The organism is Streptomyces sp. NPDC002779 (genome assembly GCF_042888685.1).
GTDB lineage: Bacteria > Actinomycetota > Actinomycetes > Streptomycetales > Streptomycetaceae > Streptomyces.
Genome location: NZ_JBIAQC010000003.1, coordinates 460,436 through 484,553 on the forward strand (window position 1 = coordinate 460,436; position 24,118 = coordinate 484,553).

Here is a 24,118-nt window from a genome sequence, read left to right on the forward strand (position 1 = left end):
GTGACGACGGCGACCCGGGCCGCCGCCTACCGTGCTGCACGTGACCGACACGACCAGCAAGACCCACAGCCCGGAGTTCCGGCTGGCCGCGGACGCCCTGCGCGGGCTGCGGCGGGACCTGTTCCACGACGCCTTCGCCTACCGTCCGCTGCCCCGGATGCGCGTCGACGGCCCGCTGACCCGGCGGCTGCCCGGCCCGCTGCGGGAGTACGCGGCCTGGCTCCCGCACGCCGTGATCGTCGCGGCGGCCCTGCTCACCCTGCCGCTCGGCACCATCGACACGGGCAGCCCGTGGGTGCTGGCCGGTCCGCTCTGCGCGCTCCCCGTGCTGCTGACCATGGTGCGGCCCGTCGGGGCGTTCTGGCTGTCCATGGCCGCCACCCCGGTCGTCGGGGTGCTGGCCGGCAGCTGGGCCGACTGGCCGTGGACGGCCGGGGCCTTCGCCAGTCATCTGGCGGTGCTGACGGTCGTGGCCGTGCGCACCCGGCCGCGCACGGCGGGGTGGATGTGGGTGCTGACGGCGGCGTACGGCCTGGTGGCGGAGGCAACCGACTACGGCCCGAGTTACTACTACTACAGCACCAACACCGGCCCCATGCTGGTCGTCTCCGCGCTGGTGCTGCTCTGCGTGGCCGTCTGGCACATCCGCCGCGACGCCGAGCAGGAGGTCACCGCGCAGCAGACCGAGACCGCGCAGGAGCGCTCCCGGCGCACCCTGCTGGAGGAGCGCACCACGATCGCCCGCGAGCTGCACGACGTGGTCGCCCACCACATGTCGGTCGTCGCCATCCAGGCCGAGGCCGCCCCCTACCGGGTGCAGAACCCGCCGCCGGAGCTGGAGCGCGCCTTCGCCACCATCCGGGAGAACGCGGTCGCGGCCCTGACCGAACTGCGCCGCGTCCTGGGCGTCGTACGCGCCGAGGACTACGAGGCCCCCGACGCCCCGCAGCCCACCCTCGGCGACCTCGACGCCCTGCTCGCCAATGTGCGCGACGCCGGGCTCGGCGTCGACAAGACGGTGACCGGGGCGGTGCGGGAACTGCCGCAGGGCGTCGAGCTGTCGGCGTACCGAATAGTGCAGGAGGCGCTGAGCAACACCCTGCGGCACGCGCCCGGCGCGCGTGCGAAGGTCGAGATCGGATACGTCCTCGGCGGCCTGGGCCTGCGCGTGGTGAACACCCCGCCCCCCGCGCCCGCCCTGGTCAAGCCGTCGCCCGGGGCCGGCCACGGCATCACCGGCATGCGTGAGCGGGTGACGATGCTGAACGGCGGGATGACGGCCGGCCCGACGGACGACGGAGGCTACGAAGTGACCGTGTTCCTGCCGGTCGTGACCCCGGACGAGGGTGCCGCATGACGATCCGCGTACTGATCGCGGACGACCAGATGATGGTGCGCGAGGGCTTCTCGGTCCTGCTGAACGCGATGCCGGACATCGAGGTCGTCGGCGAGGCGGTGAACGGCAGGGAGGCCGTGGCCAAGGTCCGCGAACTCGCCCCCGACATCGTCCTGATGGACATCCGGATGCCCGAACTGAACGGCATCGAGGCGACCCGGGAGATCGTGGCGGCCGACGGGGCGGCGAAGGTGCTGGTGCTGACCACCTTCGATCTGGACGAGTACGTCTACCAGGCGCTGCGGGCCGGTGCCTCGGGCTTCCTGCTGAAGGACGCCTCGGCCCGCCAACTCGCCGACGGGGTAAGGGTGGTGGCCTCCGGCGAGGCCCTGCTGGCCCCTTCGGTCACCCGCCGTCTGATCACGGAGTTCTCCAAGCTCTCCGAGACCCCGCGGTCCTTCTCCGGCGCCCGGGCGGCCTACGGCGACCTCACCGAACGCGAGACGGAGGTCCTGGTGCTGATCGCCCAGGGCCTGTCCAACGCGGAGATCGCCGAGCGCCTGGTCGTGGCCGAGTCGACGATCAAGACGCATGTGAGCCGCGTCCTGGTGAAGCTCGGCCTCAGGGACCGCACCCAGGCGGCGGTGTTCGCGTACGAGGCGCGGCTGGTGACGCCGGGGTGATCAGCCGAACAGGGCGGCGGGGATCATCGTGAGGACGAGCAGGAGCATCAGGCCGCCGAGGCCGCCGAAGATGATCAGCGGGATCAGCAGGGTCGAGCGGCCCATGAGCATGCTCCGCTCGGTGCCGCTGAAGGGGTCGCGGGGGTCGTAGACGACCTCGACGGTGTCGCCCCGGTAACCGGGCGGCGTGTACCCGTACTTCTTGCCGCTCAGGTCGGTGAAGGCGTACACGTGCATCCCGTCGTGGTAGCCGTCGTACTCCGCCAGCACCGTGACACCGTGTCTGGGCAGCCGCCAGGCCGGCTTTCCGAACGGGGTCAGGCGCACTCCCACGTGGACGGAGACCGCGCCGAGAAGTCCGCACACCCAGATCAGGAAGATCATCTCGGCGTCGCCGGTGAGCGTGAGCAGTACGGTCTCCCCGGCGAACACGAGGATCAGCGCGAGCCAGCCGAGCCCGATCGCCCGCCGCAGCCGGACCTTGCGGCGCTCGTCGTCCAGGGTCCGGACGGTGACGAGGGCCGAACCGTCGACGGCGGGGCCGGACCCGTCCGGCAGGGCGGCGTTGACGGCCCCGGCGAAGGCGTCGGCGGCGGCCTCGCTGACGTCGTCGAGCCGGTGGACGGCCGGCCGGCTCCCGTGCGGCGCGGTCAGCACGACCTCGACGGACCGGCGCTCGCTGCGGACCTGGGCGACGGCCGCGAGGGGTATGCGGTGCTCCTCCTCCCGCACCCGCAGGACCAGGACGGACCCGTCGAGCTGGAGGGAGGTGTTCTTGCGGCCCCGCAACACCGGAACCGACGGCATGATCGACATGCGCGTGATCGTAAAGGGGGAGCCGAGCATTCCGGACCCCCTGGCCAGGGACGGGTCCGCCGGGCTAGCGTCCGGTCATGGGAGCCTTCGATCCGTGGGACCCGGCGTTTCTCGCCGACCCGTACCCCGCTTACGCCGAGCTGCGCGCCCGGGGCCGTGTGCAGTACTTCGAGCCCACGAACCAGTGGCTGGTGCCGCGGCACGCCGATGTGTCGGCGCTGCTGCGCGACCGGCGCCTGGGGCGGACGTACCAGCACCGCTTCACCCACGAGGAGTTCGGGCGGACCGCTCCGCCCGCCGAGCACGAGCCGTTCCACACCCTCAACGACCACGGGATGCTCGATCTGGAGCCGCCGGACCACACCCGGATCCGGCGCCTGGTGTCGAAGGCGTTCACCCCGAGGACGGTCGAGCGGCTCAAGCCGTACGTGACCCGGCTCGCCGGGGAGCTCGTCGACCGGCTGGTCGCGGCGGGCGGCGGGGATCTGCTCGCCGATGTCGCCGAGCCGCTGCCGGTCGCGGTGATCGCCGAGATGCTGGGCATCCCGGAGGCGGACCGGGCTCCGCTGCGGCCCTGGTCGGCCGACATCTGCGGGATGTACGAGCTGAACCCGTCCGAGGAGACGGCCACGAAGGCGGTGCGGGCGTCCGTCGAGTTCACGGAGTACTTGCGGGAACTGATCGCCCTGCGGCGCAAGGAGCCCGGTGACGACCTGATCTCCGGGCTGATCGCCGCCCACGACGAGGGTGACCGGCTCACCGAGCAGGAGATGATCTCCACGGCCGTCCTGCTGCTGAACGCCGGGCACGAGGCGACCGTCAACTCCACCGTCAACGGCTGGTACGCGCTCTTCCGCAACCCCGCCCAGCTCGCGGCCCTGCGCGCCGACCACTCCCTGGTCCCGTCCGCCGTGGAGGAGCTGATGCGCTACGACACGCCGCTGCAGCTCTTCGAGCGCTGGGTGCTGGACGAGATCGAGATCGACGGGACGACGATCCCCCGGGGCGCGGAGATCGCCATGCTCTTCGGCTCCGCCAACCACGACCCCGAGGTGTTCGCACACCCCGAGCGGCTGGACCTCACCCGCACCGAGAACCCGCACATCTCCTTCAGCGCCGGCATCCACTACTGCATCGGCGCACCGCTGGCCCGCATCGAACTGGCGGCCTCGATGACGGCGCTGCTGGAGCGGGCGCCGACGCTGAGCCTGGCGGCGGAGCCGGAACGGAAGCCGAACTTCGTGATCCGGGGGCTGGAAGGGCTCAGCGTGTCGGTGTGAGGCGCCGGATCAGGGCCCATACGCCGAGGGCGGCGGCGGTGCCGCCGAGCACCGCCAGCGGCAGTTCGGCGTAGAGCACGCTCCAGTCGGGGGCCTGTTCGAAGCGCCGGAACCGGCCCCGGGCGCCGGCCGACCACACGGCGAGTCCGGCGCCCGCGCCCAGCGCGGAGGTCAGACAGCCGCCGGCGGCTTGTGCGCGTTGTCCCATGCCCGGGAGTGACGCGCGCGGACCGCCCACGGGTTCCGTCGAGGCGTGGCGAGCCTCGGCCCGACGCAGGCCTGCTTCGAGTTCACCGACGGAGGGGTGGCGACGATGACGCAGCGCTGGAGGCTGCGCCCGAGGAGCGTGCCGACCGCCCCGGTCAAGGGGCCCCGGCCCCTTCGCGCCGCCCCGGCAAGGGGTCTCCGCTCGACCCGTCCGGGCTGCTTCGAGCAGGAGGTTCCCCTCAGCCTGTTCGGTCGCTGCCGGGAGGGGCTCCCTCAGCCCTTTCCTGCGCCCGGCCAAGGGGTCTCCGCTCGGCCCGTCGGGGCTGCCCCTGGCGTCCCCTCAGCCCGGTACCACCAGGCCGAGTGCCCCCTCCCATACCGTCCAGGTGCGTCGGCGGACCGGGCCCGCCTCCGTCGCGTCCGCCCGGTACCTGAAGTCCGCGCCGGACACCGTCACCCTGCGGCCCCGCGCCAGCAGCGGTGCCGCCTCCGCGCCCACCGACACCGGGCGGACCTCCACCGACGCCGTACCGGAGCCGTGCGGGGTCACCGAGACGCCCTCCACCGGCTGGTCCAGGTCCACCAGGGTCACCCCGTCCACCTCCACCCGGAGCCGGGTGGGACCCGGGCCCGACGGCACCGGGGCCGGGCGGGCCGGGACGAGGGTGCGGACCAGGGACTGGTACGTGCGCAGCCAGGGACGGCCGTCCACGGTCTCGGCGCTCCCCGTCGGCGGCAGGGAGGGAATCCGCAGCGCCCCCAGCACCACCCCGTCGCTGTCGTCCACCAGCAGGTCCAGGCGCCGCTCCACCCCGTCCAGGACCGCCCGGGCGGCCGCCACCGTGCCCGTGGGCACGCCCAGGGCGCCGGCCAGGGAGAGCGCGCCGCCCACCGGGACCACCGACAGCGCACATCCGGCCAGCTCCCGCCGACGGTGCAGCAGGGACACCGCGCGCATCAGCGCCCGGTCGTCGCCCACCACGACGGGCCGGCGCGACCCGCGGCGCGCGAGCATCCGGGCGAATTCCTCGGGTCCCTCCGGCAGGCACACCTTCGTCGCGGCACCCGCGCTGAGCACGTCTTTCGCGATCCGCACGGCCTCCCCGTCCGATTTCCGGGCGACCGGGTCGATGACCACCAGCAGCTGATCGGACGTCGCGAAAGTCACCACCTCGGCCATGCCTCGCTTCCTCGGGTAGCATCTTTGTGCAAGAGCCCCTTGCGCTATTGCGCCAGGGGCTTCGTCTATTCCGGGGCATCCGGTCCGACGGGTCGCGGCCGACACAGGTCGCCGGTGTACGTATGCCGTACGCCTCGACCTTGGACATGCCCCGCCCGGAAGGGGTGTACGCGCGTGCCCGCACTTGTGCTGCTCGGTGCTCAGTGGGGTGACGAAGGCAAGGGAAAGGCCACCGACCTGCTCGGTGGCTCGGTCGATTATGTGGTGCGCTACCAGGGCGGCAACAACGCCGGCCACACGGTGGTCGTGGGCGATCAGAAGTACGCCCTGCACCTTCTCCCTTCCGGAATCCTGTCCCCGGGGTGTACCCCGGTCATCGGCAACGGCGTCGTCGTCGACCCGTCGGTCCTGCTCTCCGAGCTGAGCGGGCTGAACGAGCGAGGCGTCGACACGTCCAAGCTCCTCATCAGCGGTAACGCGCACATCATCACGCCGTACAACGTCACCGTCGACAAGGTGACGGAACGCTTCCTCGGCAAGCGGAAGATCGGCACGACCGGGCGCGGCATCGGACCCACCTACGCGGACAAGATCAACCGCGTCGGTATCCGGGTGCAGGACCTCTATGACGAGTCCATCCTCCAGCAGAAGGTCGAGGCGGCGCTCGACGTCAAGAACCAGCTGCTGACCAAGCTGTACAACCGGCGCGCGATCGCCGTGGACCAGGTGGTCGAGGAGCTGCTGGCCTACGCCGAGCAGCTCAGGCCGTATGTCGCCGACACGGTGCTGGTCCTGAACCAGGCCCTGGAGGACGACAAGGTCGTGCTCTTCGAGGGCGGCCAGGGCACGCTGCTGGACATCGACCACGGCACGTACCCCTTCGTCACCTCGTCGAACCCGACCGCGGGCGGCGCCTGCACCGGCGCCGGCGTGGGCCCGACGAAGATCAGCCGGGTCATCGGCATCCTGAAGGCGTACACCACCCGCGTCGGCGCCGGTCCGTTCCCGACCGAGCTGCTCGACGAGGACGGCGAGGCGCTGCGCAGGATCGGCGGCGAGCGCGGGGTCACCACCGGCCGTGACCGGCGCTGCGGCTGGTTCGACGCGGTCATCGCCCGGTACGCGACCCGGGTCAACGGCCTGACCGACTTCTTCCTGACCAAGCTCGACGTGCTCACCGGCTGGGAGCAGATCCCGGTCTGCGTGGCGTACGAGATCGACGGCAAGCGGGTCGAGGAGCTGCCGTACTCGCAGTCCGACTTCCACCACGCGAAGCCGGTCTACGAGATGCTGCCGGGCTGGACCGAGGACATCAGCAAGGCGAAGTCCTTCTCCGACCTGCCGAAGAACGCCCAGGCGTACGTCAAGGCGCTGGAGGAGATGTCCGGCGCCCCGATCTCCGCGATCGGCGTGGGTCCGGGCCGGGACGAGACGATCGAGATCAACTCGTTCATCTGACCCGGACCGGCACAGCGGCGGAGCGGTGAGGAGGGGCGTCCCCGTCGGGGGCGCCCCTCTTCCGTGCCGCTCTGGATATATCGGGCATATCCTGAAGCGGGGGCACGGTCGAGGAGGCTGCGATGCGAGTGATGCTCAAAGCGACCATGGACACCGAGAAGGGCAACGAGGCCATCCGCAACGGCAGGATGCCCGAGGTGATGAAGAACGCGCTGGAGAAGCTCAGGCCGGAGGCCGCGTACTTCGGTCCGGAGGGCGGGCGCCGTACCTGCTGGATGGTCCTGGACCTCCAGGACAGCTCCCAACTCCCGCCGACGGCCGAACCGTTCTTTACCGAACTCAACGCCGAGGTCACCGTCACCCCGGTCATGAACGTCGAGGATCTGCAGAAGGGTCTCTCCCAGCTGGGCGGCTGACCTTCTCCCGCCTCAGCTGAAGATGATCATCGAGCCCTGCGCCAGGCTGCGGGTCGCCGCCGCGTGCAGGCCCAGCCAGACATGGCGTTCCCGGGCGAAGGGACTGGGATCGTACGGGGCCGGGACGGCCGGTTCCTCCAACTCCGTCGGAGCCGACGGCGGTTGGGGGGCCGCCGGGGGGTTCGCCGGGTCGATGCCGATCGACGGGGCCACGAACTCCAGCTCCCGCAGCAGGGCCTGGGAGGAGCCCAGGGGACCGCCCCCGGCGAGGAGTTCCTCGCTCGACAGGGGGTGCGGGAAGTCCACGGGCACATACGCCCCGGCGTGGTCGTAGTGCCAGACCAGGTGCGACTGCTGGGCCGTGGCCTCGAACATCTCCAGCAACTGCTCGTAGTCGCCGCCGAGTTCGTCCACCGGCGTCACCGGCAGTCCGCACACCTGGAGGAGATACGCCCGGCGCAGGAAGTGCAGGGCGTCGTAGTCGAACCCGGCCACCGGGGCGACCTCGCCGGTCAGGCCCGGCATGTACTGGTACACCGGCACCGGCGGGAGGCCGGCCTCGGCGAGCACCTTGTTGTATTGCGCGAGTTCCTCGGCGAACGGGTTGTCGGGGGTGTGGCACAACACGTCGACGAGCGGTACCAGCCACAGGTCACAGGCCAAAAGAGGACTCCTCGCGTAGCGCGGTGCAGTGCGGTGCAGTGCGGTGGTCAAGGAAGAGTAGTGGGTGCGGCCCGGGGTGAAACCCCCCAGTACCGGTCGCGGGCACGGGCTGTGCAGATCCCATACCCATCCCTGATCCCCTACCCCTCCCTCAGGGCGCGAGTCGCTCGATCAGGGAGAGGGAGTGGCTGTTGTACGCGGCGATGATCGAGCGCGCGGCGCCCGTGTCACGCGCGGACAGCGCGTCGACGAGTTCGGTGTGGCCGGACCACAGCTCGCCGCGCAGGTCGGTCAGCAGCCGCAGATGCTGCACGGCGCACACCCAGGACTGGACGCGCAGGCGGTGCAGGAAGTCGGCGAGGTAGGGATTGCCGAAGAGGGAGGCCAGCTCGCGCCAGAAGCGCAGGTCATAGCCTATGAGGACGGTGAGGTCACCGGCGCCGGCGGCCCGCTGGGCCTCTTCGCCGCGGCGGCGGACGCCGGCCAGGGCGGCGGCGATCCGGGGGTCCCCGGCCTGCCGGTACCCCCTGCGGCCTTCGTCGAGGGCCTGGAACATGCCGTCGGTGACCAGGGCGCGGGCCTCGATGATCCCGCGGTAGTCGTCGGCGGAGTACTCGTGCACCCGGAAGCCGCGGTGCTGGTCCGCCTCCAGCAGCCCCTGCGCGGACAGATCGACCAGCGCCTCGCGCACGGGGGTGGCGGAGACGCCGTACTGCTCGGCTATCTCCTTGACCGTGAACGCCTGCCCCGGCTGGAGCCGCCCGGCCAGCACCTCGTCCCGCAACGCGTCCGCGATCTGCTGCCGCAGGGTGCTACGGGTCACGGCGGCGTTGCCGCTGGAGCCGGGCATGGTCGGAACGTCTCCTTCTTCGCGCGGGGTGGCATGCACGCATATCTGCGAGCACGCCACCTTACGCGTTCGGGCTCCGCGGCCGCTCGGGGGCGACCCCGGCGACCGGACCGGCCCTTGACGGCTACCGCGTGTACTCGGCTACCGCGTGTACTCGTCGGCGACCGACAGCGCCGCGTCCAGCGCCGCCAGCCCTTCCTTGAGCTCGGCCTCGGAGACGTTGCACGGCGGCACGACATGGGTCCGGTTCATGTTCACGAAGGGCCACAGGCCGTGCTTCTTGGCGGCGGCGCCGAAGGCCGCCATCGGCGCGTTGGCCTCGCCCGCCGCGTTGTACGGCACCAGCGGCTCGCGCGTCTCCCGGTCCTTCACCAGCTCCAGCGCCCAGAACATCCCGACCCCGCGCACCTCGCCCACCGACGGATGCCGCTCCGCCAGTTCCCGCAGCGCCGGCCCGACCACGGACGCGCCCAGCCTGGCCGCGTTCGCGACGACACCCTCCTCCGCCATGACGTTGATCGTCGCGACGGCGGCGGCACAGGCCAGCGGATGCCCCGAGTACGTCAGACCGCCCGGGTACGGCCGCTTGCCGAAGGTCTCCGCGATGGCGCCCGAGATGGCCACACCGCCCAGCGGCACATACCCGGAGTTCACGCCCTTGGCGAAGGTCATCAGGTCCGGCACCACGCCGGCCAGGTCTGCCGCGAACCACTCACCGGTCCGCCCGAACCCGGCCATGACCTCGTCCAGGACGAAGACGATGCCGTACTTGTCGCATATCTCACGTACTCCGGCGAGATAGCCCGGCGGCGGCACCATGATCCCCGCCGTGCCCGGCACGGTCTCCAGCACGATCGCGGCGACGGTCGAGGGCCCCTCGAAGGCGATCGTCGTCTCCAGGTGCTCCAGCGCCCGCGCGCACTCCTGCTCCTCGGTCTCGGCGTAGAAGCGGGACCGGTAGAGGAAGGGCGCCCAGAAGTGGACGACTCCGGCGGAGGCGCTGTCGGACGCCCAGCGGCGGGGGTCGCCGGTGAGGTTCACGGCCTGCTGGGTGCCGCCGTGGTACGAGCGGTACGCCGACAGCACCTTCGTCCGCCCGGTGTGCAGCCGGGCCATCCGTACGGCGTGCTCGATGGCGTCGGCGCCGCCGTTGGTGAAGAAGATCTTGTCCAGGTCGCCCGGCGTCCGCTCGGCGATCAGCCGGGCCGCCTCCGACCGTGCCTCGACCGCGAACGCGGGCGCGAACGTCGTCATCCGCGCCGCCTGTTCCTGGATCGCGGCGACGACCTTCGGGTGCTGGTAGCCGATGTTCGTGTAGACGAGTCCGCTGGTGAAGTCGAGGTAGCGGTTGCCGTCGTAGTCCCAGAAGTACGACCCCTCCGCGCCGGCGACGGCGAGCGGGTCGATGAGCTCCTGCGCGGACCAGGAGTGGAACACATGGGCACGGTCCGCGGCCTTCACGGCGGCGCCGACCTCGGGGTTTGGCTGAGGGGTCATGCGCCCGAGGGTAAATGTCCGCGATGCGGAAGCGATATCGGCGTCCTGTCTGCGGGACGGGGGTTTCCGCGACAGGTTGTCGTGTGGCGGGGGCGGGTGCGGGGGCCTGCGGCGCTGTGATCTGTCGTTGTGCGGCGGAGTGGTCTGCTATTGACAGTGTGCTGTCCTTACGACAGGATGCTGTCATATCAACCGAGGTCCTGAGGAGGCACCCATGAGCCGCAATCCCGTCCACCTCGCCGTCTACGACACCTTCGCCGACTGGGAGACCGGGTACGCCACCGCCTTCCTCGCCCGCGCCGGCCACGACATCCGCACCGTCGGCCCCACCACCGCCCCCGTGCGCAGCACCGGCGGACTGGGCGTCCGGCCCGACCTCGCCCTGGACGAGGTACGGCCCGAGGACAGCGCGCTGCTGATCCTTCCGGGCGCGGACCTGTGGGACACCTCCGACGACCTCGCGCCCTTCGCCCGCAAGGCGCGGGAGTTCCTGGCCGCGGGGGTGCCCGTCGCCGCGATCTGCGGAGCCACCGCGGGGCTCGCGCGGGAGGGGCTGCTCGACGACCGGGACCACACCAGCGCCGTCTCCTTCTATCTCGCCGCGACGGGGTACGGCGGCGGTGAGCGCTACGTCGACGCCGATGCCGTCACCGACGGCGCTCTGATCACCGCGGGGCCCACCGAACCCGTCGCCTTCGCCCGCGAGATCCTCCGGCTCATCGGGGTGTACGACGGTGAGGTGCTGGACGCCTGGTACCGGCTGTTCCACGACTCCGACCCGGAGGCCTACGCCGTACTGGAGAAGGCCGGTGCGCAGTGAGCCGGGAGCGGCAGGACCTGCTGAGCCGGGGTGCGCTCGGGGTCTTCCGGCTCAACGGGCAATTCCTCGCCGTGGCGGAGGAGTTGGCGAAACCGGCCGGGATCACCGCGGCCTGGTGGCAGGTGCTCGGCGCGGTGCTGCGGGAGCCGTTGCCGGTCGCCGGGATCGCCCGCGCGATGGGGATCACCCGGCAGAGCGTGCAGCGGATCGCCGATCTGCTGGTGGAGCGGGGGCTCGCGGAGTACCGGCCCAACCCCGCCCACCGGCGCGCCAAACTGCTCGCGCCGACCGAGGAGGGGCTGGCGGCCGTCCGCCGGATCGACCCCGGGCACGCGGCGTTCGCCGACCGGCTCGCGCGGGCGTTCGGCGAGGCCGAACTCGCGGACGCCGTACGGCTGCTGGAACGGCTGTCGAAGGTGCTGGAGGAGACGGCCCCGGCTGTTACGGAACCGTAGACGCGGGCGCGCCTCCCGTCCCGTATGCCCGCACTATCGTGGGTTCGTCGTACGGGGCGGTTCGGGGGAGGGGCCTGCATGGACCAGCTGGGGCCGGGGGATCCGCAGCGGATCGGGGCGTACCGGCTGATCGCTCGGCTCGGCGCCGGGGGGATGGGACGCGTCTATCTCGCCCGGTCCGAGCGCGGACGTACGGTCGCGGTGAAGCTGGTGCGCGAGGAACTCGCCGCGCGGGAGGAGTTCCGGGCGCGGTTCCGGCAGGAGGTGCGGGCCGCGCGACGGGTCGGCGGGTACTGGACGGCGCCGGTCCTCGACGCCGACACCGAGGCGGCGGTGCCGTGGGTGGCCACCGGGTATGTCGCCGGGCCGAGCCTCGAGCAGGCGGTGGGGCGCGACCACGGGGCGCTGCCCGAGCGGTCGGTACGGATCCTCGCCGCCGGGCTCGCGCACGCGCTCGGCGACATCCACGCGGCCGGAATCGTCCACCGTGACCTCAAGCCCTCCAACGTCCTCGTCACCCTCGACGGGCCCCGCGTCATCGACTTCGGCATCGCCCGGGCCATGGAGACGATCACCGAGCCCGGCCTCACCCGCACCGGCGTACTCGTCGGCTCGCCGGGCTTCATGGCCCCCGAGCAGGTCCGGGGCGACCGCATCACGCCCGCGTGCGACGTCTTCTGCCTGGGGTCGGTCCTGGCCTACGCCGCGACCGGCCGCCTTCCCTTCGGCGCGGGCGGAAGCGGCGTCCACGCGCTGATGTTCCGCATCGCCCAGGAGGAGCCCGACCTGGAGGGCATGCCGGAGGGCATCGCCGACCTGGTCCGCGACTGCCTGCGCAAGGACCCCGCGGCGCGCCCGTCCCTGGCCCGGATCCTGGAACGTACGGGTGCCGAGGACACCGTCACGGACGGCCGCTCCCACGACCCCTGGCTGCCGAGCGCCCTGGTGGCCCAACTCGGCCGCCACGCGGTACACCTCCTGGACACGGAGGCCCCTCCGCCGCGGGACGAGGGGGCAGCCCCGTGGCAGCAGCAGGGGCCCGGGCTACGGGCGCCGGGGGAGCCGGGGGAGCCGGGCCGTCATGGTCCGGCACATCCGGCGCCGGGGCAACCGGGTCCCGCCGATGAGGGGCCTGCGCTTCCGGTGCCGGGGGAGCCGGATCGTCAGGGGCCTGCGCTTCCGGTGTCGGGGGAGTGGGGCCGTCAGGGGGGTCCCGGTCGTCCGGCGGCGGGTTATTCGGCGGCCGGGCATACGGTTCCGGAATCTCCGGGTGCCGGCCATCCGGCCTCCGGGGATCCGTCTTCGGGCCAGCCGGGTTCGGGCCAGCTGGGGCCCAGCCGAGGGGGTCCGGCGCTTTCAACGCCGGGAGAGCGAGGACCCGGTCATCCGGCTTCGGCGCATTCTGCGTCGGGGCAACAAGGTCCCGCCCTTCAGGGCCCTGCGCTTCCGGTGGCAGGGGAGCCGGGTCATCCGGGTCCGGCGCATCCGGCGTCGGGCCAACCCGGCCCCGCCCAGCAGGGCCCTGCGCTTCCCGTGTCGGGTGAGCCCGGTCCTGACAACCCGGCTCCTGCGCAGCCCGGTTCGGGGCTCCCGAGCGCCAGCCATCCGGCCCCCGGTTCCCCGGCATCCGGGCGGCCCTCTCCTGGTCCAGCGGGCTCCGTACCTCCGGCGTCGGGGCTCCCGGCCCCCGGCCGTGAGGCTCCTGCGCTTCCGGCGGCGGGGTTCCCGGCCTTCAGCCAGCCGGGCGCTGTTCATGAGGCTCCTACGCATCCAGCCCTGAGGAAGCCGGGCCCTGGCGATCAGGGTCCTGCGCACAGCGCGCCTGGCCATCCCGCCTCAGGTCTCCCGGCGCCCGGCCACTCCCCTTCGGTCCCCCCGGCGCCCGGCCATCCCGCTTCTGGTCTCCCGGCGCCCGGCCGATCCCCTTCGGTCCCCCCGGCGCCCGGCCATCCCGCTTCTGGTCTCCCGGCGCCCGGCCGATCCCCTTCGGTCCCCCCGGCGCCCGGCCACCCCGCGTCAGGCCCCCCGGCACCCGGCCACCCCCCTTCGGACCCCCCAGCACCCGCCCACGCCACCCCGCCGTACCCAGTGCCGGAAGAGCCGACCCCCGTTCACTCGGCCTCCGCGCATTCGGGCCCCCCGCACCCCGCGTACGGCCATCCGCAGCCCGGTCGCCAGCCCTCCGCTCACCCGTTCTCCGCCTATCAGTCCCCGCCACCCGCCTACTCCACCCCGCCCTACGGCCCACCCCCGCCCTACGGTCCGCCCCCGGCGGAGCCCGGGCGGCGGCGTTCTACCGTTCTGCTTCTCGCCGTTGCGGTCGTCGTCGCGGTGGCGGCCGGGGGGTCGGTGTATGGCCTCATGGACAGGGGCGAGGGGGGTCGGGTCGAGGGGGCGGGCGGTACGTCCACGCCTCGGGTGAGCGGGTCCGTCACACCGGGGCCCTCGACCGGGGAACCGTCTCCGACGGCATCGCGGGCGCCGGACGGACCCATCCCCTCCGACTACCTCGGCACCTGGTCCACCGCCCTCGACAACGACGCCGGTCACCACACCCGTCGGCTCACCCTCCGGCAGGGCGAGGTGGGTGACACCGTGCTCTCGCTCGTCGCGGACGGCGCGGACTACCACTGCGTCTTCCAGGCGAAGCTGGCCGGAGAACCCACCGAACAGGGCCCGTTGGCGATCGGCCCCTCCACCGTCACCGTCGGCGAACCGGCCTCCTCCTGCACCCCGGGCGCCGCGACGCGACTCACCCTCCTCGAAGACGGCAGCCTGGAACGGCTCAACCCGGACACCGGCGAGAAGCTGACGTACCTCAAGGAGTGATCGAACAGGCCTGATTACCGCGCTAGTTGAACGCTGCGCGAACGTCTGCGGACGTGTCCGGAATCCCACCCCCGCCGAACATATGGTGTCCGCACACGTGTCCGGCTCCAGGGAGTTGCGGGGGCACCCGATGGAGTTGCTGAGCGCAGAGAACGTCGTGGCCGTGGCGACGGCCCTGGCCGGCATCGCCGCCTCGGCCGTCATGGTCTGGTACGAACGCCGCGTACCGCGCCGCAAGCGGATCGGCTACCGCGTACAGATGGACAACCCCATCGGCGACGACGTGACATCCGGCCGCGCCAACGTCCGCATGGGCCTCTTCGACGAGGTCCCGGGCATGCACCAGGCGACCCTGGTCCTGCTCCGCATCGAGAACGACGGCTCCCAGGGCATCGGCCACGACGACTACACCAGCCGCGAACTGCACGGCCTGACCGCGGTGTTCACGAACCGCAGCATCCGCGGCGTCTCGGTCACCCAGCCCCCCGGCACCGACCACCTGATGAGCCACTTCACCCCGCACGCCGGCTTCGGCTACGACACCGGCGGCAACACCCTCCGCATCCCGCGCGTCCCCCTCAACCGGGGCGAGCACTTCAAGCTGCTCGTCTTGCTCTCGGGCGGCGACGTGGGCTGCGACATCCGCCTCATCGGCGGCATCCGGGACGGCGAGGTGCACCCCAACCGCAGCGCCACCCCGGACGACAAGCCACCGCTGTTCAGCCGGGCGGCCCGGCTGATCACCATCATGCTCACGGTCTCCGTCCTCACCCTCTCCACCATGGTCGTGATCCGCGACGACAGTCCGCCCCCGCTCGGCTGCGAACAGGGCAGCCTCACGATCACGGGCTCGACGGCCTTCGCACCGGTGGTCCGCGACCTGGCCAGGGAGTACGAGAAGGACTGCGAGGGCTCCACGATCACGGTGGAGGCACGCGGCAGCTCGGCGGGCGTCGGCGAACTGGCCGCGCTGGAGGGCGAGTCGAGGGGCGAGCGGGCCTCGATGATCGCGTTCCACGACGGACCCAGCAAGCGGGCCGACGGCTCACTGACCCGCCTGCCGATCGCTCTCTCCGTCTTCGCCGTGGTGGTGAACGACGCCCTGGAGTTCCCCGGCGGACTGACCCTGGCCGACGTACGGCGCATCTACTCGGGCGACCTCACGCACTGGGACCAGCTCGACCCGAAGCTGCCGCACTGGCGCATCGTCCTGGTGAGCCGGGACGCGGACTCCGGCACCCGCCAGGTCTTCCAGGACCAGGTCCTGGACGGCACCTGGGAGGGCGTACCGAGCACCTCGCTGGACTGCGACATCCGCACCGACCGCTCGGCCCCCGTCCGCTGCGAACTGGATTCCACGCAGGACGTGTTGAAGAAGGTGGCGGAGATCAGGGGCGCGATCGGCTACAGCGAGCTGAACCTCGCCACGGCCCAGCGGAACATCACGAGGGTCCCGCTGGACGGCGCCACGGCCTCGGTGGCGGCGGTGGAGGAGCCGACCCCGTACCCGTACTTCGGCGTCGAGTACGCGTACACCCACGGCGACCCGCCCGGCGGCTCCCTGGCCGGCAGCTTCCTCGACTACGTCCGCAACAGCGGCGAGAGCCTGATCCGCACCCACGACCACGTCCCGTGCTCGACCCCCGAGGGGGAACGGCTCTGCCGGGAGTCCGCGTAGCGGGCGTCGCCCGGGCCGCTGGCGTCACCTGGCCTCGGGCGGCCGCTGCCGCGGCATGTTCGGCCGCGCGGGACCTCCCGGCGGCAGCGGGAACCGTCCCTGGAGCACCGTCCCGTCCGTCCGGCCACCCCCGGCCACGGTCCCCTGGATCCCCATCGGCGCCGACCCCGTGCGGAACTCCACCATCCAGTCCGCCGTCTCCGTGCGCACCAGCTCCGTCACATCCTCCGAGAACCGCCGGAGCACCCCGAGACACCGCTCCGCGGCCTCGCTCGCCGTCCCGTCCGTCGGCCCCAGCACCTCCCGCACGCTCTCCGACGCCCAGTCGAACTGGAGCACCTGCAGCCGCCGCTGCACCGCCTGCGCCGTGGCCACGTCCCTTATCCACCCGGACGTCACCCCGAAGAACCGGTCCACCGCCACACAGGCCACCGCGAGCAGCAGCGCGAGATACCCCCACGGCGCCGCCCCGCCCATCGCCCCCGTCAGGTCCAGCAACGGCAGCGCGGCCCCCGCCACCGCGCCGGTCGCCGCACCCGCGCGCAGCACCCGTGCCCCGCGCCGCTTCCACACCCGGTCCGCGAGATACCAGGCCGCCGTCTCCAGCGCCCCGCGCTCCACCCACTGGTACAGCTCGTCCAGCCGTACCGCGGGCTCGCCCCAGTCGCCCAGCGGGAACGCCCGCCCCGTCAGATCGCCCGGCGGATACTCGGGCTGCATCTCCGGCTGACCCACCCGGCACTCCCTACCTGGTCCCTACGTGGTCCCTACCTGGTTCCTCATGCGCAGACACTTCCTACCGCCCAATGGGTGGCGAAGGGACAGCTTTCACCGCTTTTCCGCTCGGAAGTGGCCCTTGATCAGGTATAGACCCCACATTCGACTCACTCGAAAGAGTGCCGGGGCGATGGCTGGGCAGACCACGTAGGCTCGTTCCAGTAGCCGTACGACAAGGAGCTGATCGTGATCCCCGGTGGTGGCCAGCCCAACATGCAGCAGCTGCTCCAGCAGGCCCAGAAGATGCAGCAGGACCTGGCGAACGCTCAGGAGGAACTGGCGAGGACCGAGGTCGACGGCCAGGCCGGCGGCGGCCTGGTGAAGGCGACCGTCACCGGCGCCGGCGAACTGCGCGCCCTCAAGATCGACCCGAAGGCGGTGGACCCCGAGGACACCGAGACCCTCGCCGACCTGATCGTCGCGGCGGTGCACGCGGCCAACGAGAACGCCCAGACGCTCCAGCAGCAGAAGCTCGGCCCGCTGGCGCAGGGCCTCGGCGGCGGCATCCCCGGCCTGCCTTTCTAAGACGGCCCCGGGCCCTCTACCGTACGTAGTGAAGGAACCCCCAGGAAGGGCGGCAGTCCGTTGTACGAAGGCGTGGTCCAGGACCTGATCGACGAGCTGGGGCGGCTGCCCGGCGTCGGTCCCAAGAGCGCGCAGCGGATCGCCTTCCACATCCTCCAGGCGGAACCGACGGACGTACGGCGCCTCGCGCATGCCCTCCTGGAGGTCAAGGCGAAGGTCCGCTTCTGCGCGACCTGCGGGAACGTGGCGCAGGAAGAGCTGTGCAACATCTGCCGCGACGCCCGCCGCGACCTCGCGGTCATCTGCGTGGTGGAGGAGCCGAAGGACGTCGTCGCCATCGAGCGCACCCGCGAGTTCCGCGGCCGCTACCACGTCCTGGGCGGAGCGATCAGCCCGATCGAAGGTGTCGGTCCGGACGACCTGCGTATACGAGAACTTCTCGCGCGGTTGGCCGACGGTACGGTCACGGAGCTGATCCTGGCCACGGACCCCAATCTGGAAGGCGAGGCCACGGCCACGTACCTCGCCCGCATGATCAAGCCCATGGGCCTCAAGGTCACCCGCCTGGCCAGCGGCCTCCCGGTGGGTGGCGACCTGGAATACGCGGACGAGGTGACCCTCGGCCGCGCCTTCGAGGGGAGACGACTCCTAGATGTCTGACGCCACGCTGCACGCGACGAACCAGGACCCGGACGACTTCGCGGTCCAGATCGCGGACCAGGTCGAGAGCTTCCTCGTAGCGGTGACCGAGGTGGCGAAGGGCGACGAGCCGGAATCGGCGATCCCCTTCCTGCTGCTCGAGGTCTCCCAGCTGCTGCTCGCCGGCGGCCGGCTCGGCGCGCACGAGGACATCGTCCCCGACGAGCGCTACGAGCCCGACCTGGGCCCGGAGCCGGACGTGGACGGGCTGCGCGAGAACCTGGCCCGGATGCTGGACCCGGTGGACGTCTACTCGGAGGTCTTCGACCCGTACGAGCCCCGCAAGGCGCCCGTACCGGCCCGTATCTCCGACGACCTCGCCGACGTCATCACCGACCTGCGCCACGGCATGGCCCACTACCGCGCGGGCCGCACCACGGAAGCGCTGTGGTGGTGGCAGTTCTCCTACTTCTCCAACTGGGGCTCCACCGCGTCCGCGACCCTGCGCGCGCTGCAGTCCGTGCTCGCCCACATCCGCCTGAACCAGCCCCTGGCGGAGCTGGACGGCCTGGACACCGACCAGTCCGTGGGCGACGACACCCTGGAGTTCGAGGCCGGCCGCGTCATGGTGGAGGAGATCGCGGGGCCGCTGGGCCTGCGCGAGGTCAAATAGCCGTCCCCTGGGTGCTTGAACGTCAATGCACAGGGGCCTCCTGTGACGCTCGGCACTTTTCCCGGAGTGTTTCTCCGGGCATGCGCTGACCTGGGCGCCGGATCTCACCATGCGATACCGCGAAGGCGAAATTCACGCGCTCGTTAAACTGAGCCGACACACACGGACTGAGCGAGGAGCGCACGTGGGCCTTGTCGTGCAGAAGTACGGAGGCTCCTCCGTAGCCGATGCCGAGGGCATCAAGCGCGTCGCCAAGCGGATCGTGGAAGCGAAGAAGAACGGCCACCAGGTGGTCGTCGTCGTTTCCGCGATGGGCGACACGACGGACGAGCTGATCGATCTCGCCGAGCAGGTATCCCCGATGCCTGCCGGGCGTGAGTTCGACATGCTGCTGACCGCCGGAGAGCGGATCTCCATGGCCCTGCTGGCGATGGCGATCAAAAACCTGGGCCACGAGGCCCAGTCCTTCACCGGCAGCCAGGCAGGGGTCATCACCGACTCGGTCCACAACAAAGCCCGGATCATCGATGTCACGCCGGGCCGTATCCGGGAGTCCCTGGACAAGGGCAACATCGCCATCGTCGCCGGGTTCCAGGGCGTGAGCCAGGACAAGAAGGACATCACCACGCTCGGCCGGGGCGGTTCCGACACCACGGCCGTCGCCCTGGCCGCCGCCCTCGACGCCGAGGTCTGCGAGATCTACACCGACGTCGACGGCGTGTTCACCGCCGACCCGCGTGTGGTGAAGAAGGCGAAGAAGATCGACTGGATCTCCTTCGAGGACATGCTGGAGCTGGCCAGCTCCGGGTCGAAGGTGCTGCTCCACCGCTGTGTGGAGTACGCCCGCCGCTACAACATCCCGATCCACGTCCGGTCCAGCTTCAGCGGACTCCAGGGCACCTGGGTCAGCAGTGAGCCGATCAAGCAAGGGGACAAGAAGGTGGAGCAGGCCATCATCTCCGGTGTCGCGCACGACACCTCCGAGGCCAAGATCACGGTCGTCGGTGTGCCGGACAAGCCGGGCGAGGCCGCCGCGATCTTCCGTACGATCTCGGACTCCGAGATCAACATCGACATGATCGTGCAGAACGTGTCCGCCGCCTCCACCGGCCTGACGGACATCTCCTTCACCCTCCCCAAGTCCGAGGGCCGCAAGGCCATCGACGCCCTGGAGAAGAACAAGCACGGCATCGGCTTCGACTCGCTGCGCTACGACGACCAGATCGGCAAGATCTCCCTGGTCGGCGCGGGCATGAAGACCAACCCCGGCGTCACCGCCGACTTCTTCACCGCGCTGTCCGACGCCGGCGTGAACATCGAGCTGATCTCGACCTCCGAGATCCGCATCTCGGTCGTCACCCGGGCCGACGACGTCAACGAGGCCGTCCGCGCCGTCCACACCGCCTTCGGCCTGGACTCCGACAGCGACGAGGCCGTGGTGTACGGCGGCACCGGGCGATGAGCAGCGCCTGCCGTCACCTTCCCGCCTGCCGCGCGACGCCTGGCACGCACGCTCGCCGCGTTGCCGGAGTGCCCACGTGACTCCGCCACGCGGGCACTCCGGCGCCTTGCGATCGCACGCACCAGACGCCGCGCGGCCCGCCCTGCGGGCGGACGACGGGAAGGTGACGGCAGGCGCTGGACCGACGCTCGCGGTCGTGGGGGCGACCGGGGCCGTCGGCACGGTCATGCTGCAGATCCTGTCCCAGCACGCCGACATCTGGGGCGAGATCCGGCTGATCGCCTCGCCGCGCTCGGCCGGCCGCAAGCTGGCCGTGCGCGGGGAGCAGGTCGAGGTGGTGGCCCTGTCGGAGGAGGCCTTCGACGGGGTCGACATCGCCATGTTCGACGTACCCGACGAGGTCGCGGAGCGGTGGGCGCCGGTCGCCGCCGCGCGCGGCGCCGTGGTCGTCGACAACTCGGCCGCCTTCCGGATGGACCCGGAGGTGCCCCTCGTCGTCCCCGAGGTCAATGCGCACGCCGCCCGGATGCGGCCGCGCGGCATCATCGCCAACCCCAACTGCACGACCCTCTCGATGATCGTCGCCCTCGGCGCGCTGCACGCCGAGTTCGGCCTGCGCGAGCTGGTGGTGTCGTCGTACCAGGCCGTGAGCGGCGCGGGCCGGGCGGGCGTCGAGACCCTCCGGCAGCAGCTCTCCCTGGTCGCCGGCACCGAACTGGGGACCAGCCCCGGCGACGTACGGCGGGCCGTGGGCGACAACACCGGTCCCTTCCCGGAGCCGGTCGCGCTGAACGTCGTCCCGTGGGCCGGGACGCCGCGTGCCGACGGCTGGTCGTCGGAGGAGATGAAGGTCCGGGACGAGTCCCGCAAGATCCTCGGACTGCCCCGGCTCCCCGTGGCCGTCACCTGCGTCCGGGTCCCCGTGATCACCACGCACTCGCTGACCGTGCACGCCCGCTTCGAGGGCGAGGTCACGGTCGCCCGGGCCCGCGAGATCCTCGCCACGGCCCCCGGAGTCGTCCTCTTCGACAACCCGGAGGCGGGGGAGTTCCCCACCCCGGCCGACGTCGTCGGCACCGACCCCACCTGGGTGGGGCGGGTACGCCGGGCGCTGGACGATCCGACCGCGCTCGAGCTCTTCGTGTGCGGGGACAACCTGCGCAAGGGAGCGGCGCTGAACACCGCGCAGATCGCCGAGCTGGTGGCGGCGGAGTTTTCGTGACGGAGGCCGTCGGCCGAAAAACTCCGGGGCCTGCCACGAATCGTTTGTAGGATCTGCGTGAATGATGTGAGCCGGATGATGGTCCGTACCACTTGAACTGGACCTCTTCGGCGTTCGAAGATTTCCTCCCCGCCCTCCGCAACCGCGCGGAGGGCGGGGAGCGTCTTTGCGGTCGCCCTTCGGCGGGTGTGTGGACGCGTTTTTCTGGCGTGGGGACGCCATGAGCAGGGCGTGGGGACGTCCGTTCATATGGGACATAAGGGAAGAGCGGGACGCATGAGTGCATCTGAGGCGCCGTCAGTCGTGCTGCCTGACACAAACGTGACGTCCGGCACGTACAACCCTCTTGGGGGGAAGCGTGTCCAACAGGCGTGGCAGAGGTACTCGACTTTCATGCGGCGACGCGCGGCACGGCCCTCCGGCCCCCGCGCCCTTCCCGCCGCACCCGCATGCCCGGCTCGCCCGGCGGCATGCCGGTGATCGCGCCCATGCCCGCAGCGCGGCCGACCCGCATCCCCAGTCAGCGTGACGGCGCCGAGTACGGCGAGGACGCGGCGGCCGCCGGTACGACGGTCGACCATCTCACCGAGACCTACCGCGCCCACTACCGGTCGCTGCTGGGCCTCGCGGCGCTCCTCCTCGACGACACCGCCTCCTGCGAGGACGTCGTCCAGGAGGCGTTCATCCGCGTCCACTCGGCGCGCAAACGTGTCAGGGACCCGGAGAAGACCCTGGCGTACCTGCGCCAGACGGTCGTGAACCTCTCCCGCTCGGCCCTGCGCCGGCGCATCCTCGGCCTGAAGCTCCTGTCCAAGCCGATGCCGGACATGGCGAGCGCGGAGGAAGGGGCCTACGACCAGCTGGAGCGCGACTCCCTGATCAAGGCGATGAAGGGCCTGCAGCGCCGCCAGCGCGAGGTCCTCGTCCTGCGCTACTTCGCGGACATGACCGAGGCCCAGGTCGCCGAGACGCTCGGCATATCGCTGGGCTCGGTCAAGGCGTACGGCTCGCGCGGCATCGCGGCGCTGCGGGTCGCGATGGAGGCGCCCGCATGAGCGGCGACCATGACGAACGACGGCGTCACCCGGGCGTCCCGGACGGGGACCGGACGCCGAAGCAATCGCACGCTGGGAACGGAACTGTGAACCACGGCCCCGACGGCCAGAGCCCACTTGGGCTCGACTCGGACGATCTGGACCTGCGCAGGCTGCTGCACGACGCGGTGCAGGAGATCGAGCCGCGCGACGGCACACTGGACCATCTGCGGCGGGCGGTGCCCGCCCGGCGGGCCCGCAAGCGGCAGGCCCTCGTCGGCATGGCCGCCGCGGCCCTCTTCGTGGGTACGGCGGTTCCGGCGCTGGTGCACGTCTCGCAGACGACCGGCCCGGGCGCCAACCCCTCCGTGGCGGGCCACGGCACCCAGACGCAGGGCGGCGCCAGCCAGGGCGTGGACCCCGACACCGGCAACGACTCGTCCGGCGGCTCCTCCGAGAAGACCGAGGACAAGGGCAAGGAGAACGAGGAGAAGGAGAACGAGGGCAAGGGCGACGACGGCGGCGCCGACTCCGGCGGCTCGGCCGACCCGGCGGTGACCACCGGCACGGGCGCGGCCCTGTGTACGGCGGAGCAGCTGGCGGTCGCCGCGGCGGGCGCGGACGCGCCGGACGGCGCGGGCACGGTCTACGGCACGTTCCGCTTCACCAACTCCTCCCTCGTGGACTGCACAGTCACCAACCCCGGCTCGCTGAGCGCGGTGGCGGGCGGCGCGGCGGACCCGACGAAGATCTCCACGGCCCGGCACATCTCCGGCGACCCGGCCATGGCCCTGCCCGACCCCTCCCTGGAACTGACCTCCCTGCTGCTCAAGCCGGGCGCGTCCTACGAGGTCAAGTTCGCCTGGGTCGCCTCGGAGGCCTGCTCCACCACGGGCGACAACTCGGGCGGCACGGTCGGCGGCGGCGGCGAACCCACCCCGGACCCCAGCCCGTCCACCGGCACGGGCACGACCGAGGGCACCGCGACCGGCACCGACGGAGGCATGTCCACCCAGCTCCTCACCGAGGACGGCACGACGGACGGCACGGTGACGGTCACCAACACGGCAGAACCGGGCGCCCCCAGCGCCCAGGCCACCATCACGGGGGCCTGCGCGGGGACGGTGTACTGGACCGGGGTACTGGCCGGGGCGTAGGCCTCCGGCGGGGCGGCAGGATTCACGGCGGCGCGGGTTGCGGTTCGCGGCTGCGGCGGGGAGTCGCACTCGCTTGGCCGACTGAGCCGGCCGCCGTGCTGTTCTTGCGGTGTGGACCACTGAGGGCGGGGCCGCCAGGCAGCGGCCTCGTAGGTCTGCGGGACGGCTGTACCGGCCACCGCTGCGGCACAGCCGTATCCGCCCAGCTGCGGGGAGTTGCGCCGCTGGGCGGGCCCCACCCGGGAGCGGGCGCCCGCAGGGCTTGTGCGGCTGCGGGGGCTTCGAGTTGCCGTCCCCGCCGCCGCTGCGGGCCAGCCGTGTCCGCCTAGCTGCGGGCAGTCGTGCCGCTGGGGCGGCACGGGTGGGCGCTGGGGGTCCCCCCTCTGGGGGTCCCCCCCTCTGGGGGTCCCCCCTCTGGGGGAGGCACCCCGCCAGCGCCGGGCTGCGCGTCCTACCCGGCG

General features: G+C 71.8%; 23 protein-coding genes and 1 pseudogene. 17 read left to right on the forward strand and 7 right to left on the reverse strand.

The features are described from left to right. Nucleotides 1-31 precede the first annotated feature (31 nt). Both ACFYW5_RS11915 and ACFYW5_RS11920 read left to right on the forward strand, forming a co-directional pair. Nucleotides 32-1,357: a sensor histidine kinase gene (locus ACFYW5_RS11915; RefSeq protein ID WP_389416800.1), complete on the forward strand. Its 1,326-nt coding sequence runs from the start codon at nt 32-34 to the stop codon at nt 1,355-1,357. Continuing rightward, the gene (locus ACFYW5_RS11920) at nt 1,354-2,019 is read left to right on the forward strand and encodes a response regulator (protein ID WP_389416801.1); all 666 of its coding nucleotides are present in this window, start codon (nt 1,354-1,356) and stop codon (nt 2,017-2,019) included. The genes ACFYW5_RS11915 and ACFYW5_RS11920 overlap by 4 nt, the downstream gene beginning before the upstream one ends. On the opposite strand, the gene ACFYW5_RS11925 is transcribed toward ACFYW5_RS11920, so the two are convergent. Next, nucleotides 2,020-2,835, reverse strand: a complete 816-nt coding sequence (locus tag ACFYW5_RS11925; protein ID WP_389416802.1) for a hypothetical protein — start codon at nt 2,833-2,835, stop codon at nt 2,020-2,022. It lies immediately after the preceding gene. A 77-nt stretch (nt 2,836-2,912) separates the two neighbouring features. On the opposite strand from ACFYW5_RS11925, the gene ACFYW5_RS11930 reads away from it, so the two are divergent. Continuing rightward, nucleotides 2,913-4,115 carry a cytochrome P450 gene (locus ACFYW5_RS11930; RefSeq protein ID WP_389416803.1) on the forward strand — a complete coding sequence of 401 codons (1,203 nt, stop codon included), beginning with the start codon at nt 2,913-2,915 and terminating at the stop codon, nt 4,113-4,115. Here ACFYW5_RS11930 and ACFYW5_RS11935 read toward each other — a convergent pair. Next, nucleotides 4,099-4,323: a hypothetical protein gene (locus ACFYW5_RS11935; protein WP_389416804.1), complete on the reverse strand. Its 225-nt coding sequence runs from the start codon at nt 4,321-4,323 to the stop codon at nt 4,099-4,101. The genes ACFYW5_RS11930 and ACFYW5_RS11935 overlap by 17 nt on opposite strands. A gap of 339 nt (nt 4,324-4,662) precedes the next feature. After that, the gene (locus ACFYW5_RS11940) at nt 4,663-5,502 is read right to left on the reverse strand and encodes a diacylglycerol kinase (RefSeq protein WP_389416805.1); all 840 of its coding nucleotides are present in this window, start codon (nt 5,500-5,502) and stop codon (nt 4,663-4,665) included. Between the two features lie 174 nt (nt 5,503-5,676). Here ACFYW5_RS11940 and ACFYW5_RS11945 point away from each other — a divergent pair, with 174 nt between their 5' ends. Further along, nucleotides 5,677-6,960 (forward strand): adenylosuccinate synthase, encoded by a 1,284-nt coding sequence (locus ACFYW5_RS11945; protein WP_389416806.1) that lies wholly within the window; start codon nt 5,677-5,679, stop codon nt 6,958-6,960. A gap of 122 nt (nt 6,961-7,082) precedes the next feature. Beyond that, nucleotides 7,083-7,376, forward strand: a complete 294-nt coding sequence (locus tag ACFYW5_RS11950; protein ID WP_389416807.1) for a DUF3303 family protein — start codon at nt 7,083-7,085, stop codon at nt 7,374-7,376. Between the two features lie 12 nt (nt 7,377-7,388). Here the strand turns inward: ACFYW5_RS11950 and ACFYW5_RS11955 are convergent, their stop codons facing one another. The 3 genes from ACFYW5_RS11955 to ACFYW5_RS11965 all read right to left on the reverse strand — a co-directional run bounded on the left by ACFYW5_RS11955 (nt 7,389) and on the right by ACFYW5_RS11965 (nt 10,386). Beyond that, nucleotides 7,389-8,039 (reverse strand): hypothetical protein, encoded by a 651-nt coding sequence (locus ACFYW5_RS11955; protein ID WP_389416808.1) that lies wholly within the window; start codon nt 8,037-8,039, stop codon nt 7,389-7,391. A 151-nt stretch (nt 8,040-8,190) separates the two neighbouring features. Further along, nucleotides 8,191-8,889: a GntR family transcriptional regulator gene (locus ACFYW5_RS11960; protein ID WP_389416809.1), complete on the reverse strand. Its 699-nt coding sequence runs from the start codon at nt 8,887-8,889 to the stop codon at nt 8,191-8,193. A 141-nt stretch (nt 8,890-9,030) separates the two neighbouring features. Further along, nucleotides 9,031-10,386, reverse strand: coding sequence for an aspartate aminotransferase family protein (locus ACFYW5_RS11965; protein WP_389416810.1), 1,356 nt, complete (start codon nt 10,384-10,386; stop codon nt 9,031-9,033). Between the two features lie 214 nt (nt 10,387-10,600). On the opposite strand from ACFYW5_RS11965, the gene ACFYW5_RS11970 reads away from it, so the two are divergent. From ACFYW5_RS11970 to ACFYW5_RS11990, 5 genes and pseudogenes are all read left to right on the forward strand, one after another. After that, nucleotides 10,601-11,206, forward strand: a complete 606-nt coding sequence (locus tag ACFYW5_RS11970; protein WP_389416811.1) for a type 1 glutamine amidotransferase family protein — start codon at nt 10,601-10,603, stop codon at nt 11,204-11,206. Further along, nucleotides 11,203-11,661 carry a MarR family winged helix-turn-helix transcriptional regulator gene (locus ACFYW5_RS11975; protein ID WP_389416812.1) on the forward strand — a complete coding sequence of 153 codons (459 nt, stop codon included), beginning with the start codon at nt 11,203-11,205 and terminating at the stop codon, nt 11,659-11,661. Before ACFYW5_RS11970 ends, ACFYW5_RS11975 begins: the two co-directional genes overlap by 4 nt. A gap of 78 nt (nt 11,662-11,739) precedes the next feature. After that, nucleotides 11,740-12,658 (forward strand): annotated as a pseudogene (locus ACFYW5_RS11980) (serine/threonine-protein kinase); the annotation flags it as partial. A gap of 1,421 nt (nt 12,659-14,079) precedes the next feature. After that, the gene (locus tag ACFYW5_RS11985) at nt 14,080-14,490 is read left to right on the forward strand and encodes a hypothetical protein (RefSeq protein WP_389417018.1); all 411 of its coding nucleotides are present in this window, start codon (nt 14,080-14,082) and stop codon (nt 14,488-14,490) included. Between the two features lie 130 nt (nt 14,491-14,620). Then, nucleotides 14,621-16,168 (forward strand): PstS family phosphate ABC transporter substrate-binding protein, encoded by a 1,548-nt coding sequence (locus tag ACFYW5_RS11990; protein WP_389417009.1) that lies wholly within the window; start codon nt 14,621-14,623, stop codon nt 16,166-16,168. Nucleotides 16,169-16,192: 24 nt separating this feature from the next. Here ACFYW5_RS11990 and ACFYW5_RS11995 read toward each other — a convergent pair whose 3' ends face one another. Beyond that, nucleotides 16,193-16,903 (reverse strand): SLATT domain-containing protein, encoded by a 711-nt coding sequence (locus tag ACFYW5_RS11995; protein ID WP_389416813.1) that lies wholly within the window; start codon nt 16,901-16,903, stop codon nt 16,193-16,195. A 228-nt stretch (nt 16,904-17,131) separates the two neighbouring features. On the opposite strand from ACFYW5_RS11995, the gene ACFYW5_RS12000 reads away from it, so the two are divergent. The 7 genes from ACFYW5_RS12000 to ACFYW5_RS12030 all read left to right on the forward strand — a co-directional run bounded on the left by ACFYW5_RS12000 (nt 17,132) and on the right by ACFYW5_RS12030 (nt 23,657). Then, on the forward strand, nt 17,132-17,470 hold the full coding sequence (locus ACFYW5_RS12000; RefSeq protein WP_328876602.1) for a YbaB/EbfC family nucleoid-associated protein: 339 nt from the start codon (nt 17,132-17,134) through the stop codon (nt 17,468-17,470). A 60-nt stretch (nt 17,471-17,530) separates the two neighbouring features. Then, entirely contained in the window at nt 17,531-18,130 is a 600-nt protein-coding gene (gene recR, locus ACFYW5_RS12005; RefSeq protein WP_389416814.1) for a recombination mediator RecR, read from the forward strand. Continuing rightward, nucleotides 18,123-18,782: a DUF5063 domain-containing protein gene (locus ACFYW5_RS12010; RefSeq protein WP_389416815.1), complete on the forward strand. Its 660-nt coding sequence runs from the start codon at nt 18,123-18,125 to the stop codon at nt 18,780-18,782. Before recR ends, ACFYW5_RS12010 begins: the two co-directional genes overlap by 8 nt. A gap of 184 nt (nt 18,783-18,966) precedes the next feature. Further along, entirely contained in the window at nt 18,967-20,244 is a 1,278-nt protein-coding gene (locus tag ACFYW5_RS12015; RefSeq protein ID WP_389416816.1) for an aspartate kinase, read from the forward strand. 163 nt (nt 20,245-20,407) lie between these two features. Then, nucleotides 20,408-21,466, forward strand: coding sequence for an aspartate-semialdehyde dehydrogenase (locus tag ACFYW5_RS12020; protein WP_389416817.1), 1,059 nt, complete (start codon nt 20,408-20,410; stop codon nt 21,464-21,466). 449 nt (nt 21,467-21,915) lie between these two features. Then, nucleotides 21,916-22,521: a SigE family RNA polymerase sigma factor gene (locus ACFYW5_RS12025; RefSeq protein WP_389417010.1), complete on the forward strand. Its 606-nt coding sequence runs from the start codon at nt 21,916-21,918 to the stop codon at nt 22,519-22,521. 86 nt (nt 22,522-22,607) lie between these two features. Then, entirely contained in the window at nt 22,608-23,657 is a 1,050-nt protein-coding gene (locus tag ACFYW5_RS12030; RefSeq protein WP_389416818.1) for a hypothetical protein, read from the forward strand. The last annotated feature ends 461 nt before the right edge of the window (nt 23,658-24,118 follow it).

Bases quoted from the DNA above. Each gene is read 5' to 3' on its own strand.
- ACFYW5_RS11925 (WP_389416802.1), bottom strand. From the start codon at position 2,835: ATGTCGATCATGCCGTCGGTTCCGGTGTTGCGGGGCCGCAAGAACACC.
- ACFYW5_RS11990 (WP_389417009.1), top strand. From the start codon at position 14,621: ATGGAGTTGCTGAGCGCAGAGAACGTCGTGGCCGTGGCGACGGCCCTG.
- ACFYW5_RS11950 (WP_389416807.1), top strand. From the start codon at position 7,083: ATGCGAGTGATGCTCAAAGCGACCATGGACACCGAGAAGGGCAACGAG.
- ACFYW5_RS11940 (WP_389416805.1), bottom strand. From the start codon at position 5,502: ATGGCCGAGGTGGTGACTTTCGCGACGTCCGATCAGCTGCTGGTGGTC.
- ACFYW5_RS11920 (WP_389416801.1), top strand. From the start codon at position 1,354: ATGACGATCCGCGTACTGATCGCGGACGACCAGATGATGGTGCGCGAG.
- ACFYW5_RS11935 (WP_389416804.1), bottom strand. From the start codon at position 4,323: ATGGGACAACGCGCACAAGCCGCCGGCGGCTGTCTGACCTCCGCGCTG.
- ACFYW5_RS12010 (WP_389416815.1), top strand. From the start codon at position 18,123: ATGTCTGACGCCACGCTGCACGCGACGAACCAGGACCCGGACGACTTC.
- ACFYW5_RS11965 (WP_389416810.1), bottom strand. From the start codon at position 10,386: ATGACCCCTCAGCCAAACCCCGAGGTCGGCGCCGCCGTGAAGGCCGCG.
- ACFYW5_RS11970 (WP_389416811.1), top strand. From the start codon at position 10,601: ATGAGCCGCAATCCCGTCCACCTCGCCGTCTACGACACCTTCGCCGAC.
- ACFYW5_RS11960 (WP_389416809.1), bottom strand. From the start codon at position 8,889: ATGCCCGGCTCCAGCGGCAACGCCGCCGTGACCCGTAGCACCCTGCGG.
- ACFYW5_RS12025 (WP_389417010.1), top strand. From the start codon at position 21,916: ATGCCCGGCTCGCCCGGCGGCATGCCGGTGATCGCGCCCATGCCCGCA.
- ACFYW5_RS11930 (WP_389416803.1), top strand. From the start codon at position 2,913: ATGGGAGCCTTCGATCCGTGGGACCCGGCGTTTCTCGCCGACCCGTAC.